Origin of the sequence: Mesorhizobium sp. M1066 (assembly GCF_040318635.1) — a bacterium.
Classification (GTDB): Bacteria; Pseudomonadota; Alphaproteobacteria; order Rhizobiales; family Rhizobiaceae; genus Mesorhizobium.
In genome coordinates this window covers 26,594-39,674 of record NZ_JAMYMR010000028.1, presented here as the reverse complement: position 1 = coordinate 39,674, position 13,081 = coordinate 26,594, and the positions used below count along the sequence as shown (strand labels likewise).

The 13,081-nt window shown below is 64.3% G+C and carries 10 protein-coding genes; 4 read left to right on the top strand and 6 right to left on the bottom strand.

Translation table 11 applies throughout. The features are described from left to right. Positions 1-216: 216 nt before the first annotated feature. A complete protein-coding gene (locus tag NKH52_RS26205; protein WP_245273202.1) occupies positions 217-783 on the top strand; it encodes an invasion associated locus B family protein in 567 nt (188 codons plus the stop codon). 67 nt (positions 784-850) lie between these two features. Further along, positions 851-2,095, top strand: a complete 1,245-nt coding sequence (locus NKH52_RS26200; RefSeq protein WP_352735772.1) for a M24 family metallopeptidase — start codon at positions 851-853, stop codon at positions 2,093-2,095. 204 nt (positions 2,096-2,299) lie between these two features. Here the strand turns inward: NKH52_RS26200 and NKH52_RS26195 are convergent, their stop codons facing one another. The 5 genes from NKH52_RS26195 to NKH52_RS26175 form a co-directional block, all read right to left on the bottom strand. Then, entirely contained in the window at positions 2,300-3,736 is a 1,437-nt protein-coding gene (locus NKH52_RS26195; RefSeq protein WP_352735773.1) for an amidase, read from the bottom strand. A gap of 320 nt (positions 3,737-4,056) precedes the next feature. Further along, on the bottom strand, positions 4,057-5,148 hold the full coding sequence (locus NKH52_RS26190) for a Gfo/Idh/MocA family protein (protein ID WP_352735774.1): 1,092 nt from the start codon (positions 5,146-5,148) through the stop codon (positions 4,057-4,059). Positions 5,149-5,453: 305 nt separating this feature from the next. After that, complete coding sequence (locus NKH52_RS26185) at positions 5,454-6,617, bottom strand: ABC transporter substrate-binding protein (RefSeq protein ID WP_352735775.1); 1,164 nt, start codon at positions 6,615-6,617, stop codon at positions 5,454-5,456. A 72-nt stretch (positions 6,618-6,689) separates the two neighbouring features. Then, positions 6,690-7,550 carry an ABC transporter permease gene (locus NKH52_RS26180; protein WP_127808615.1) on the bottom strand — a complete coding sequence of 287 codons (861 nt, stop codon included), beginning with the start codon at positions 7,548-7,550 and terminating at the stop codon, positions 6,690-6,692. Continuing rightward, complete coding sequence (locus NKH52_RS26175; RefSeq protein WP_027037522.1) at positions 7,547-8,374, bottom strand: ABC transporter ATP-binding protein; 828 nt, start codon at positions 8,372-8,374, stop codon at positions 7,547-7,549. The genes NKH52_RS26180 and NKH52_RS26175 overlap by 4 nt, the downstream gene beginning before the upstream one ends. Before the next feature lie 336 nt (positions 8,375-8,710). Between NKH52_RS26175 and NKH52_RS26170 the strand changes: the two genes are divergently transcribed. Together NKH52_RS26170 and NKH52_RS26165 are read left to right on the top strand one after the other, a co-directional pair. Then, positions 8,711-9,655: a MurR/RpiR family transcriptional regulator gene (locus NKH52_RS26170; RefSeq protein ID WP_352735776.1), complete on the top strand. Its 945-nt coding sequence runs from the start codon at positions 8,711-8,713 to the stop codon at positions 9,653-9,655. Positions 9,656-9,771: 116 nt separating this feature from the next. Then, positions 9,772-11,586, top strand: a complete 1,815-nt coding sequence (locus NKH52_RS26165; protein ID WP_352735777.1) for an NAD(P)/FAD-dependent oxidoreductase — start codon at positions 9,772-9,774, stop codon at positions 11,584-11,586. A 234-nt stretch (positions 11,587-11,820) separates the two neighbouring features. Here NKH52_RS26165 and NKH52_RS26160 read toward each other — a convergent pair whose 3' ends face one another. Next, the gene (locus NKH52_RS26160; RefSeq protein WP_352735778.1) at positions 11,821-13,053 is read right to left on the bottom strand and encodes an amidohydrolase/deacetylase family metallohydrolase; all 1,233 of its coding nucleotides are present in this window, start codon (positions 13,051-13,053) and stop codon (positions 11,821-11,823) included. Positions 13,054-13,081: the final 28 nt, after the last annotated feature.

The window sequence follows — 13,081 nt, the reverse complement described above, 5'->3', positions numbered from 1 at the left end:
TCCTTAATCGAATTCTATTGTATAGCGAGTCTCGGGCGCTCCGATTTCTGAAAGCTCCCTGTAAAATTGTTCGCTGTATCCGAAAGGTCACAGTAATTTCGCCGGCTTGCTTGCCTCCGGTCGAGCTTTCGAAACAGTCGCGGGTGTTGTATCAAGCCGTGCTCGGGAGAATACCGGGCGCGGTGAGGAAACATGCAAGACGTCCGGCAAAATAACATGACAGCTACTTTAGCGAAGTCTAATTTACTTGGCGTGGCCGCGGGGCTGACCGCCCTGTGGCTTGGTCTGGCCGCCGGCCCAGCCCTTGCCGAAGATGCCAAGCCGGCCCAGCCAAAGCCGGCTGAAAGCAATGCAAAACCGGCCGATGCCAATCCATGGGCAGTGAACTGCTCCAGCGGTTCGGCGACCAGCGAGCTTCAGTGCCAGGTTTCGCAGAACCTGACCGAGGCCAAGACCGGGCAGCGCGTGCTGACCGTGACCGTGCGCCGCGACAACGGCAATGGCAGCCTCGCCATGCTGCTTGCCCTGCCACACGGCCTGTTCCTGCCGTCCGGCGCCTCCTTCCAGATCGACCAGGGCCAGAAGACGACGATTGCCATCCAGACCAGCGACCAGAACGGCGCTTATGCCGCCACGCCGCTGTCGGCGGATCTCATCAAGGCAATGAAGTCCGGCACAAATCTGAACATCGGCATGGAATCGGTCACCCGCAAGCCGGTCACCATCCCGGTGTCGCTGGCTGGCTTCACGGCCGCCGTCGCCAAGCTGGAATCGATCAAGTAGCTGCTGTCAGCGGCTTGATTGTCGATGCGCGGAGTGCTTCGTTGCCGCTTCGAACAGTGGGGAAATCATGACAGGCTTTGTCGATCGCAGGCGCGCGGCGCAACTGATGAAGCGCGCGGGCATCGCGGCGCTGGTGCTGTGCGCACCCGAGGCCTTCCACTATGCGACCGGCGCCTCGATCGGCCCGGCGGGACTGTTCCGGCGCGCCGGCGCCGGCTTCGTCGTCATTCCGGCTGACCCGGACCTGCCGATCGGCGTCGTGGTGGCGGATTTCAATGCGGGACAACTGCAACGGGCTCTGCCGGACACCGTCATCCGCAGCCACTCGATCTGGATCGAAACCGCCACGCTTGACGCATCGACGTCAGGGCAAGGGCTGGCGCAACGCATCGAGGCGGGCCTTGCTACGTCCGACCGGACGCCTGGTTTTTCCCGACCCGCGACCTTCGAACTCGCCCATTCCGTCCGCGAGCTGAAGGAAATCCTGATCGGGTTCGGACTCGAGCGTGCAAGGATCGGCATCGATCTCGATTTCATCGCCGCCGCCGATTTCTCGGCCATGCAGGCGCTGCTGCCGGCCTGCGCGATGGTCGACGGTTCAGCCGTTCTCGATCGGTTGCGAGCCATCAAGTCGCAACGCGAGATCGACCTGCTCCAGCAAGGCATCATCCTATCCGAAGCCGGGCTGGAGCGGCTGCAGGTCGATGCCATGGCCGGCATGCGTCAGGCCGATCTCATTGCCCTCTATCGGCAAGGCGTCGCCACGGCCGCGTCCGGCCTGTCCCATCCGGTCGCCACAGCCGAATATGTGACGCTCGGCGCCCGGCTCAGAAGCACCGATGCGAAAGCCATGCCGGGCGATCCGCTGAAGTGCGACATGGTCTGCACGGTCGGCGGCTACGCCTCCGACATGTCGCGCAACTTCACCTTCGGACCGCCATCCGTCGAGCAGGCCGAACTGCACTCGATCGCCGAGCGGGCCTTTGACGACGGGCTGGCATCCCTTGTTCCGGGAACCACGCTCGCCCAAGTGCATCGCGTGGCCACCGACAGCCTGGCGCGGCAAGGGCTGCGTACCTACCGCCGCGGCCATTTCGGCCATGGCGTCGGCCAGTCGGTCTTCTCAGAGCAATGGCCGTTCATTGCGGCCGACAGCGATGTCGTGATCGAAGCCGGCATGGTGCTGGCCTTCGAAATCCCGCTCTACATAGACCGCCTCGCCAGCTTCAATCTCGAGGACCAGTTCCTGATCACACCGGACGGGCCTGTTGCCATGAATCGTCTGCCGAGACGGCTGGAGACGATTGGATAGTCAGGTCTGTTAGTACGTGTCGCTGCCCCAAAACAGCTCCGGACTTTTGGGCGACAGGCAACGGGGTGTGTTGAGATTCAGGTCAGGCCGAGTCGAAAACGGTGGGTTCCGAGAACCGGAGCGGAGCGTACTTTGGGTACGCGAGCACCGGAAGCGCAGGAAGCCGGCGTTTGCAGGCCGGCATCACCTGAATATCGACATACCCTAAGCGCTCACCGGCGGCCGTTGCTGCTTCCACGGCATCTCCTGCTCCAACTGCGCCGACGCGGCCAGCACCGTTGCCTCGTCGCCGTAGCGGCCGACGAGCTGCACGCCGATCGGCACGCCGCCTTTCGACCAGCCGAGCGGCAGCGAGATCGCCGGTTGGCCGGAGATGTTGAAGGGGAAGGCAAACACCGAGTCCGCCCATTTGGCGTTGTAGCGATCGATGTCGGTTTCCGACATGTCGTAATAGCCGAGCGGGCGCGGCAGCTGCGTCAGCGTCGGGGTGATGAAGAGATCATAGGCGCCGAGGTCGCCGACGATGTCGCGGCCGACCTGCCTGAGCTGCTCGACATCGGAGATGTGCCTCGTACCGCTGGTCGAACGGCCACGCTCGATAATCGCAAAGGTGACCGCCTCCACGTCATTTGGCGTCACCGGCCGGCCGATGACCGTTTCAAGGTAGTCGAAGGTCGCCGCGGTCTGCACGCAGGTCATGTTGGTGTAGGTCTTCCACACAGCATTGGCGTCGAGCGGCATGTCATGCTCCTCGACATGGTGGCCGAGGCGCTCGAGTGCCGCCACGGTCGCCAGCACCGCCGCCTTCACCTCCGGATCGATCGCCGTGCCGTTGGGCGGCGTGACGGAAAAGCCGATGCGCAGCTTCTTCGGCGCCCGTGCCGAGAGATCGAGCCAGGAACCGTCCGGGACCGGCGGCGTATAGGGGTCGCCCGGCAGCGCGCCGGCGACCGCATCGAGATAGGCCGCCGTGTCGCGCACGGTGCGCGAGCAGCAGAGAAAATAGGCGCCGCCATACCAATAGTCGCCGAACGGCGCGAGGCTGACACGTCCGCGCGACGGTTTCAGCCCGACGATGCCGCAGCAGGAGGCCGGGATGCGGATCGAGCCGGCGCCATCGCTGGCCTCGGCGATCGGCACCATGCGCGACGCGATGGCCGCGGCAGCGCCGCCGCTCGAGCCGCCGGGCGTGATGCCTTCCTTCCACGGGTTCTTCGTCACACCGTAGAGTTTCGGCTCGGTGGTGATCGACCAACCGTTCTCCGGCGCGTTCGACTTGCCGACCAGCACCAGCCCGGCCGCCTTCATGCGGCGAACGACCTCGGTGTCGAAATCGGCGACAACGTCCTTCAGGTAGAATGAGGAGTTGGTGTTCGGCGCCCCGGTCCACGACGAGGCCAGCTCCTTGAGCAGGAATGGCACGCCGGCGAAGGGCGCTGATGTGTCGACCGTCTCGGCCTGGGCCCGCGCCATGTCGTAGAGGCGGTGAACGACGGCGTTGAGCATCGGATTGAGCCGCTCGACCAGCGTGATCGCCGCCTCGACAAGCTCGGCCGGCGAAACCTGGCCGCCGCGCACCAGTCCGGCCAGGTCGAGTGCGTCGGACTCGGCATAGGTTTTCAGCAGACTTTCGGTGACCATGTCTCTCTCCCAATTTTTCAACGTCGTTCGTTGATCTTGCCAACGTTTGGCGCCGCCTCCCGGCACCCTCTGTCGAGAGGGACCAAGGCACTCAAGAAACCTAGCTTTTCGCCTACGAATACCCCCACCCCTAACCCCTCCCCACAAGGTGGAGGGGGATTCTGTAGGCGCTGAACTCGGCAAATCACAGGCGTTTAACACCGAGGATGAAGAGCGCGGCAGCTTCCCTCCCCCTTGTGGGGAGGGTTAGGGTGGGGGTCCTTCTTCGCCAGAATCCATATGCGACAGCCTCGAATGGGGACGGGGAGATGGGAATTGCGTCAGGCCAGGTCGATGGTCCGCCCCAGCGCGATGCTCTGCTCGGCGGCGAGCACGATGCGCAGGCTGTTGACCGCCGCATCCATCTGCTCGGTCAGGTCGAGATCCTCGCGGATGGCGCGCAGGAAGAAGGCCTGCTCGCGGTCGCAGAGTTCCTGGTGGCCGGGCTCGTCCTCCATGCTGACGATCTCGTCGGGCTTGGAGAAATTCTTGTCGCCGTCGACAGCGGCATAGTGGATCTTCAGCGCGTCGGTCTTGGTGTGGCGGTCGATGTCGGCGGAGTTCGACACCTCGGCGGTGTCGGCGGCGCTGCTCGCCTGCTGTCCGGCGACGATCGACACCGCGCCCTTGGGGCCGACCACGTCCTTCACGAAATAGGCCGTCTCGCTCATCATCGGGCCCCAGCCGGCTTCGTACCAGCCGACCGAACCGTCATCGAAGGTGACGTGCAGGTGGCCGTAATTCTGCTTGTCGGCCTCCGCCCAGAGCTTGGCGCCGATGCCGTGCACGCGCACCGGTTTGGCGCCGGTCAGCTGGCACATGACGTCGACATAGTGGACGCCGCAATCGACGATCGGGATCAGCGAATCGATCAGGTTCTTGTGCCAGTGCCAGGCGCTGCCGCTGCTCTGCTGGTTGAGGTTGAGCCGCATCACCAGCGGCTTGCCGAGCGTCTTGCCGACCTCGATGAACTTGATCCATGACGGGTGGACGCGCAGGATATAGCCGAGCACCAGCTTGCGGTTCTTGGCGCGCGCCGCCGCGACAACCTTCTCGGCATCCTCATTGTTGGTGGCGAGCGGCTTTTCCATGAACACATGGCAGTTGGCGGCGATTGCCTTCAGCGCATATTCGGCGTGTGTGTTCGGCCAGCTGTTGATCGAGACGGCGTCCGGTTTTGTTTCCTTCAGCGCCTGGTCGAAATCCTCGTAGAGTGGGTAGCCGGCTAATTCTCCTGGTATCCTCGTGTTGCTCTTGATCGAGCGGCTCATGATGCCGACGATCTCAAAACCGTCGAGCCGGTGATACGCGCTGGCATGCGACGCACCCATATTGCCGAGACCCACCACCAGCACTTTCACTTTGTCGGACACCGCTACCTCCCAATTGATTGAATTGTGGACGGCGATCAGCGCCGCCGCTCACTGCCCTTCCTCTCCCCCGTCGATCGGGGGAGAGGTGTCGAGCTCAGCTCGACGGAGTGGGGGTCGACCTTCGCCGCCCGCCTAATATTTCCTGCGCGTCGGATTGTGCTGTCTTGCGGCGACTGCGCGTTTGGCGAACGCCTTCCCCCACTCCGTCGCCGCTTCGCGGCGCCACCTCTCCCCCCCTCCGGAGGGAGAGGAAAGGAGCCCGGCAGGGCAATGAGGGGCGGCGCCGACATGATCCGTTTGCGCCCCTACTTGATCGCCGAATCGAACAGATGCGCCTTGATCTTCTCGACATCGAGCGCGGCAAAGCCTTCCGACAGCTTGTATCCGTCGGCATCGGCCTTGACCTTGGCCTTGTCGAAATCATTGGCCGGGCCGATCAGCTCGTTGGTGCAGACATCCTCGGCCTTCACCGGAGCGGTGATCTGGCCGATCTTGTGGATCTCGTCGAAGAAGCCCTGCCAGCTCGCCATGTCGTGCGAGCCCCAGCCGCCGCGCTTGTCCATGTCGCCACGGAAGACATTGATCTGCTGCAGGATCGAGGTGGTGCCGAGCTCGGGTCCGAGATTCTTGGCCAGCGTCGGGAACTGCTCGAACACCGCTTCGACGGCCGCGCGTGGATTCTGGTAGCCAAACTCGAGGCCCATCGCCCAGCCGCGCAGGTACTTTTCCAGGAACGCCTTGCGGTCGGGATCCTCGAGATCGGCGGCGCGAACGACGAAAGTGTTGGCCGGCAGCTTCGAGTTCTGCACCCCGAGCCAGTATTCGAAGTCGAGCCCCTTGGCGATCCATTCGGCACGCAGGCCTTCCCACGACAAGGCGGCATCGCCCTGGCCGCCGGCCAGTGCCGTGCCCCAGGTCGGCCAGCCGGCCTCGACATATTTCACCTTCTTGATGTCGACGCCTTGCGCGGCCAGCAGCGGATCGGTGATCGACTGCCAGGCGGCGGAGCCGAGCAGGATGGTCTTGCCTTCCAGCTTCTTCAGATCGTTCGATCCCTCACCCTTGCGGAAGGCGATGCTGAACGTGTCGCGGGCGCCCATGTGGAACACCGACTTCAGCTTCATGCCGTTCTGGATGGCGAAGGAGAACACGCCGGGCGACGGGAAGCCCATATCGGCCTGGCCGACATCGACGAACTTCACCGTCGCGGTGCCGTCCGAAGGGCCCGGCTGCATGTCGGTGTCGAGGTCGCCGAAATAGCCGGCCTTCTTGGCCGCCCAGTAGGGATAGTCGTCGAGCACTTCGAGCGTGCCGCGCGGCGATATCCAGGTGAACTTTCCATAGGCCTCGGCCCTGGCTTTGAGGCCGGTGGCGCCGAGCGCCGTCGCCGTCACCAGTCCGGCACCGGTCACCTGCAGGAAGTAGCGGCGGCTGAGCCCCGCCGGATTGATCGAGATTTCTTTGGTCATGGCATTCCCCTTTTGTTGATTGTCAGTCTTGCCCTGTCGCCCGCCTCCCGGGCGTCTTCATACCTTCTGTTTTTATGCCTCCCAGCTCGCCCATTTCTTGCCGATCAGGAAGAACAGCACGTAGATCAGGATGCCGAGCGTCGACAGGATCAGCACCACCGCGAAGAACTGCGGCATCTGGATCATCGACGAATAGGTCGTCAGCCGGTTGCCGAGGCCGAAACCGCCGCCGACCATCTCGGCGCCGACCGCAGTCAACAGGCCGAAGATGGCGCCGATCATCAGCCCGACCAGGATCATCGGTAGCGCCATCGGCGCCCGGATCTTCCAGAAGATCTGCAAGGTGCTGGCGCCATAGGAGCGCGCCAGCGCGATCTTGGCGCTGTCGACGCGGCGAAAGCCGGTCGCGGCATTGATCATCACCATCGGCCCGGCGGCCAGCGCCACCGCGATGATGCGCGGCGTGTAGCCGAAGCCGAAGCGCAGGATCAGAAGCGGCACCAGTGCCAGCATCGGCGTGGTGACCAAGAGCAGGATGTAGGGCGCGACGATCTTCTCGGCGAACGGGAACTGTGTGATGACGGCAGCCAGCACCAGGCCGACGATGGCGCCGATGGTGAAGCCGGACACCAGCTCGACCAGCGTGTAGCCGAGATGCGGCGCGATCAGCGGGAACTCGTCGAACAGTGCATAGGCGATCGAGCTCGGCGGCGGCATGATGTAGAGCGGCACGTGGAAGAGCCGCAGCGCCAGTTCGATGCCGCCGATGATGATCACCGCCACGGCAAGAATGGCCGCCACCTCCTTGCCCGACTTGATGCCGGGGCCGCTGGCGAAGGCCGACAGATTGGTCAGGCTGACCTCCTGGCCATCGCCCGACTTGGCACCCGACTTGGACTTCGAAAATTCCGGAATGGCGTCGCCTCCGCTCACGGCCTGATCCTCACGATCTCGGCGCTCGGGCGCTCCGGCGCTTTTGGCCGCGTGCGTTCGCCGACAATGTCCATCTTGATACGGTTGGTGAGGTCGAAGACCTCTTTCGTCGCCATGATCTCCAGCGAGCGTGGCCGCGCAAACGGCACGCGATACTCCTTGGCGACACGGCCCGGCCGGGCGCTCAGCACCACGACCCGGTCGGAGAGGAAGATCGCTTCCTCGATCGAGTGGGTGATGAAGACGATGGTTGTCTTGGTGTCGAGCCAGATCTCCTCGACCAGCCGGTTCATCTCCTCGCGGGTGAAGCTGTCGAGCGCGCCGAACGGCTCGTCCATCAAAAGCACCGAGGGCTTCAGCGCCAGCGCCCGCACGATCGCCGCGCGCTGCTGCATGCCGCCGGACAGCTCGCGCGGAAACTTGCCGCCGAAGCCGTCGAGACCGACGCGGTTGAGCAGATGCGCGATCCACGCCCGATCCGGCTTTTCGCCCTTGATCTCGAACGGGAAGCGGATGTTGGCGTCGAGATTGCGCCACGGCAGGAGGTTCGCCTCCTGGAAGACGATGCCGATATCGGGATGTGGACCGGTGATCGCCTTGCCATCGAGCCGGATCTCGCCGCTGGTCAGGCTGTGCAGGCCCGACATCGACCACAAGAGCGTGGTCTTGCCGCAGCCGGAAGGGCCGACGATCGAGACGATTTCATTGGCGCTGACATCGAGGCTGCAGCGATCCAGCGCCAGCAGGTCGCCGGAGGCCGTGTGATAGATCTTGGTCGCGGCCTGCACGCCAAGCTTCGGCTTTTTTGCATCGCCCGTGTTCATCTGCCCCCCGGGAAGATTGCGCGATGATCCATTGGCTCATCCCTGCGAAAATCAGTCTGTAACTATCCTACTTTCCTGTCAAGCACCGGCGATGATAACTGTATCACGAAAATCGGGTGACATACCTATCTATTTGTTTTAATGGTATTTTCACGCCCTTGAAATACATGTTGCTTTCCTACATACTTCTGGACTGACACGGACTGGAGAGGAGAGGAGGAAGGTGAGCTTTCCCCAACGACACGCTGCGGTTGCGATGCGGTCGGGCACGTGGAGCCAAGGCGTGCAAACATGCTAAGACCGCAGCCTCGCAACCCAGGGAAAGACCAGGACCCCATGACCGAAGCTGGCAGCCAGGACGAGCCTGTTCCAGACCCCGATGCCGAGGGGCGCGATCCTGTCCGGCGCATTCCCGACATCATCTCGCTGGTCAAGGATTCCTATAGCGAATTGCGCCCGGCCGAACGCCGTGTCGCCGATGTCGTGCTCGACGACGTCAAATATGCCCTCGACGCCTCCAATGCCGCCCTTGCCCAGCGCGCCGGGGTCAGCGAACCGACGGTGACCCGGTTCTGCCGCGCCATCGGCTGCGAGGGTGTGCGCGACTTCAAGCTGAAGCTGGCGCAGAGCCTCGTCGTCGGTGCGCTCTATCTGGCCAAGTCGCCCTCCGTCAGCAATGACAATGGCATGCCGTTCTGGAACGCCGTGTTCGGCGAGGCGCGCCGGGCGCTGCAGGAGGCCGAGCGGCAGCTCGACCCGGCGCAGCTGCAGAAAGCCGCCGAGCTGATCGCCAAGGCGCGCCAGGTTACGGTCTTCGGCCTCGGCGGCAGCTCCTCGGCGCTGGCGCAGGAAACCCAATACCGGCTGTTCCGCTACGGCATCACAGTCAGCGCCCAGTGCGACCCCTATCTGATGCGCATGACCGCCTCGACGCTCAAGCCGGGCGATCTGGTGATCGCCATTTCGGCCACGGGACGCACCCGCGAAGTGATCGAGGCCGTCGAGCTCGCCAAGCATTACCGCGCCAACGCGATCGCGGTGACCGCGCCCGACACCGAACTCGCCCGCGCCTGCGACGTCAGGCTGACGGTGGCGGTGCCCGAATATCCCGACACGCTGAAGCCGACGGCCTCGCGCTTCGCCTTCCTGGCGGCGATCGACCTTCTGGCGGTGGCCTCGGCCTACAAGCTCGACGGTTCGGCCCGCGAGACGGTGCGCCGCATCAAATACAACGCCCAGATCCACCGCACCGGCAAGGAGATGGAGCCGCTCGGAGACTAGCTCCCTTCTCCCCGTTCACGGGGAGAAGGTGCCGGCAGGCGGATGAGGGGCGGCGCCGCGTTCGACAATTGAGATTTTTACGCCGTGTGCGGCGTGTTGCAGGAAGAGGGAAAGACATGCTCGAGATAGCCCCATCGAAACAGGCAGCCGCATGGCTCGGGTCCTTTGCCAAGGTACTAGAAGCGGGAGACGCGGCGGCCGTGACCAACCTGTTTGTCGATGACTGCTACTGGCGCGATCTTCTGACCTTCACCTGGAACATCACGACCATGGAAGGCCGCGAGGCAATCGCCGACATGCTGAAAGCTGCGCTGGCGACGACCAAGCCCAGGGCATGGCAGCTGATCGGCGAGGCAACTTCGGAGGAGGGCACCATCGAGGCCTGGTTCAGCTTCGAAACCGCGGTGGCGTCAGGCGAAGGCATCATGCGGCTGCGCGACGGCCGCTGCCGGACATTGTTCACCGCGATGACGGACCTCAGGGGATTCGAGGAGCGCAAGGGGGCGGGGCGGCCGCTCGGCGTGCGTCACCAGGCCGATCCAAAGCGCGAGACCTGGTCGGAGGCGCGGGCGCGCGAGACGCGCGAGCTCGGCACCGAGGAACAGCCCTACTGCCTGGTCATCGGCGGCGGCCAGGGCGGCATCATGCTGGGGGCGCGGCTGCGCCAGCTCGGCGTGCCGACCATCGTCATCGAGAAGAATGCGCGGCCGGGCGATTCCTGGCGCAACCGCTACCGCACCCTCGTGCTGCACGATCCGGTCTGGTACGACCATCTGCCCTACATCCCCTTCCCCGAAAACTGGCCGGTGTTCACGCCCAAGGACAAGATGGGCGACTGGCTGGAAATGTACACGCGCGTCATGGAGCTCAACTACTGGGTCGCCACCAAATGTCTCAGCGCGTCCTATGATGAGGCCGAAAAAGTCTGGACCGTGGTGGTCGACCGCGTCGGCCGGCAGATCACGCTGAAGCCCAAGCATATCGTCTTCGCCACCGGCGCCTACGGCCCGCCACGGCGGATCGATCTTCCGGGTGCCGACCGGTTCAAGGGCGAATTGCTGCACTCCAGCCAGTATGCCAGCGGCGAGAAATTCCGGGGCAGACGTGTCGCTGTCATCGGCGCGGCAAGCTCCGGCCACGATGTCTGCGTCGACCTCTGGGAAAGCGGCGCCGAGGTCACCATGATCCAGCGTTCACCGACGACGGTGGTCAAATCGAGCACGCTGATGGAAGTCGGCTTCGAGATCTTCTCGGAAGACGCACTGGCGCGCGGCATCACCACCGAGAAAGCCGACATGATCGTCGCCTCGACACCGTTCGCGCTGGTGCCCAAGGGCCAGCGGACGCTTTACGAGGTGATCAAGGCGCGCGACGCGGCCTTTTATGACCGCTTGCGCGCCGCCGGCTTCGCCCTCGATTTCGGCGACGACGAGACCGGCCTTCTGATGAAGGCCTACCGCACCGGCTCCGGCTACTATATCGATGTCGGCGCTTCCGACCTGATCATCGACGGCAAGATCGGCATCCGCAGCGGCGTCGCCATCAAATCGCTGACCCCGAGCGGCATCCTGTTCGAGGACGGCAGTGAACTCGCCGCCGACGCCATCATCGCCTGCACCGGCTATCAGTCGATGAACGAGAATGTCGCTGCGATCGTCTCGCGCGAGGTCGCCGACAAGGTCGGCCCGTGCTGGGGTCTTGGCTCGGGCGTCAAGGGCGACCCGGGACCGTGGCAAGGCGAGCTGCGCAACATGTGGAAGCCGACCGCGCAGGAAGCACTGTGGTTCCACGGCGGCAATCTGGCGCTGTCGCGCTTCTATTCGAAATATGTGGCGCTGCAGATCAAGGCGCGGATGGAAGGCATTGAGACGCCGGTTTTTGGGGCGGTTAGCAATTCAAGCAACGAGCGTCCTATGGATTCGTCATCCTAGGGCGAAGCAAGGAGCGAAGCGACGCGGCGCAGACCCTAGGATCCATGCCGCGCCATTCGTGCACGCGAAAGCGGACCAGAATCGGCTTTCAATGCACCAACGGCGATGAAGGGCCTATCGAACAACCATCCTGATCCGTCGCATTCTTCGGCAATGGTCACGGCATGGATCCTCGGGTCTGCGCGTCCGCTTCGCTTCCGCTCCGCCCGTGGATGACGAAGTCGCGCAGAACTTTCACTCATGCCGGTGCCCAAAGTGCCTCGCCGCCACCTCGACATGCGTGTGTGACGCCTGCGCCACGAAACGCTCGGTCTCGTTGTGATCAGCCGCCTGGTTCGGCCACCAGGTGCCGCCGATAACGATGCCTTCCGACACCAGCCTCTGGTCGGCGACCAATGACGCGCCGACCGCATCGACAAAGGTGAAGCGGCCCGGGCGCTGCCGGAGCACGGCGACATCGCCGACGGTGCCCACCGCCAGCGTGCCGAGATCAGGCCGCGCGATCGCCCGCGCCGGCGCTTGCGTGGCGGCGCGCAGGACCTCGACCAGCGGCATGCCGAGCGCCAGCAGCTTCGACATGCAGACCAGGATGTCGAAGGCCGGCCCGTCGACGCAGTAGAGATGCACGTCGCTCGAGATCACGTCCGGGGCCAGTCCTTCCTTAAGCATGGCGCGGGCGACGGCGAAATCGAACGAGCCCATGCCGTGGCCGATGTCGAAGATGACGCCGCGCTCGCGCGCCAGCCGCATGTCCGGCCGCACCGCGCCGGAAGCAAATACCGGCGCATTGGGAAACGGCCGGAAGCAGTGGGTGAGGATGTCGCCCTTGCGCAGGCGCGGCAAGACTTCCGAGCGGCCGGGCGGCGGCTCGTCGATATGCGCCATCAGCGGCAGGCCGGCCTGGTCGGCGGCCTCCAGCGCGAGATCCACCGGGGCGATGCCGCTGGTGCCGCCGGCATGCTTGCCCGAGCGAACCTTGACGCCGACCACCACATCGCGGTGCTCGCGCACGGCTGCGACCACCTCGCGCGGTTCGCACAGCCTGAGGTCGCTGCATTCGCCGACCGACACCGTCTGCGAGAAGCCGAAAATGCCGGCAAAGGAAATGTTGACATAGGCCAGGATGCGCACCTTCGAGCGCTCCATGACGTGGCGGCGGAAGCCGAGGAAATTGCCGGCGCCCGCACTGCCCGCATCGATGAAGGTGGTGGTGCCGCTCTTTGCGGCCAATCTATCGGCATCGACGCCGAGCGAGGTGCCGCCCCAATAGACGTGGCTGTGCAGGTCGACGAGGCCCGATGTGACGATGCAGCCGCCGGCATCGACGATCTGCGCGGCGCTGGTCACCGGGATATCGGCATCGATCGCGGCGACCCGGCCATTGGCAATGGCGACATCGCGCGGCGCATCGATGCCGGCCGCCGGATCGATCAGCCGTCCACCCTTCAGCAGGAGGTCGAATTGCATGGGGGGAACCTCCGCTTGGTTGCTTTGC